Source organism: Microbacterium sp. F2E (genome assembly GCF_020905435.1).
Lineage (GTDB): Bacteria > Actinomycetota > Actinomycetes > Actinomycetales > Microbacteriaceae > Microbacterium > Microbacterium lacticum.
Genome location: NZ_JAJJIB010000042.1, coordinates 1 through 1463, shown reverse-complemented (window position 1 = coordinate 1463; position 1463 = coordinate 1). Strand labels below are relative to the sequence as shown.

The window sequence follows — 1463 nt, the reverse complement described above, 5'->3', positions numbered from 1 at the left end:
GGTTGCTTGGTCGCTACCGATCCTCCGGGCCTCGACCCACCTCACCCCGTCACGCCACGCCCGAGCGCCTCACCCCACCCAGAATGCGCAGAGCCGCTTTACGTGGGAGCTTTACGCCACGCGCGGGGTTCTCGGCGATTCGCCGGTCCTTCACCGCGACATCCAAGATGCCGGCCAGAATGCCGTAGGACCGAATCGTTGTCGTAGCGCTACGCTGCGCTGCGAGTTCCGTGGCCCATGCGCGGACGTCGCTGAAGCGGACGGCCGCCACCTGTACCTTGCCCCACGCGGGCTCCACGTGTATGCGCCATGAGGACTCGAGTGAGTGGAAAGACGACGGCTTCATGACCGCTGCCTGATCTTCAAGCCACACCTTGCCGAGTTCGCCGATCCGGATTCTGGCGGCGTTCGGGTCGATGTATTGATTTGCCGAGATGGAGACGTCGACCGTAGCGAGATACGTCTGGGACTGCATCCGAACCGTCGGGCGACCGGTCAACATCGTGGTTGCTGAGCACCGACCTACGAGTCAATGCGCCTCGGCTACCGAGGCCGCTTCCATCGACAGCATGGCCATGGGATGTTCGGAATCGATCCCATATATTCGCCACGAGATGAGGATGCCATTGCGCTCCCACGATAGGTCATAGGCGTCACCATTGACGGACGGGGTGCCGAACGTCGTCGATAGCGCTTGCGTCAGATCCTGGAATCCCGTGTCGAGGCTGCTCAGTTCAGGGAAGAAATGCAATTCGAATCCCTCATCAGCTGAGAACGCCCATGATCCACTGAGTTGGAGCCCTGGAACCTCGATCTCGCCGAGAAGGCTTACTCCATCGTCGGCGAGTGACCCGCTACCTGCAGTCACGCCTAATCTTTGGAGTGTATTAATTCCTGCGTTCAAACTCGAGGGCCATGTCCCGTCTGTTGCTTGATGAAAGAAGGTGGCGACACTTGCGGGACTGGTCACAGCTCCGGCAATCAGATGTTGTTGTCGGCGTACCACAGTTGCCAACGCGTGACAGGCTGCGGGCACATCTGGATCGTGTACGACGCGCACTTCCACCGAGTTGTCGATGGCCACGTCTGCTTCATCTTTGCCATCAGCGACTGGCACTTGAGAGAGGAACCGATGTTCGTTTCGAAGACCTTCCAGGTGAGCACCATAGGAGATGCACCGTCAGTAGTCGACACTGATGCTGATGCGGTTAGGGGTGCCGTCGTTGTCCCTGACGCTGCACCACAGGCGGCGTTTGCTGGTGACGCGGTTGCGAGGAGCAGTCCGCTAATAGCAACGACGAGGCCCATTCGACTGAATCTATTCACGGATGCTTCCCTTGTGTGAGGTCCTGATACCTACTCGCGAACGGGCCTTGACCCCGGATCGTGGACACGGTGTCATTTCGGTTATGCCGCTTCCGTGAGGGTAGCTGATCTCGCGGCCGCGTAGGTGTTCTCGTAGC

At 59.5% G+C, this 1463-nt stretch carries 2 protein-coding genes; both read right to left on the bottom strand.

All coding sequences use genetic code 11. The annotated features are described in order from the left end of the window. Positions 1-49 precede the first annotated feature (49 nt). Complete coding sequence (locus LOK55_RS13890; RefSeq protein ID WP_229935842.1) at positions 50-475, bottom strand: hypothetical protein; 426 nt, start codon at positions 473-475, stop codon at positions 50-52. 54 nt (positions 476-529) lie between these two features. Further along, positions 530-1084, bottom strand: coding sequence for a hypothetical protein (locus tag LOK55_RS13885; protein ID WP_196325456.1), 555 nt, complete (start codon positions 1082-1084; stop codon positions 530-532). Positions 1085-1463: the final 379 nt, after the last annotated feature.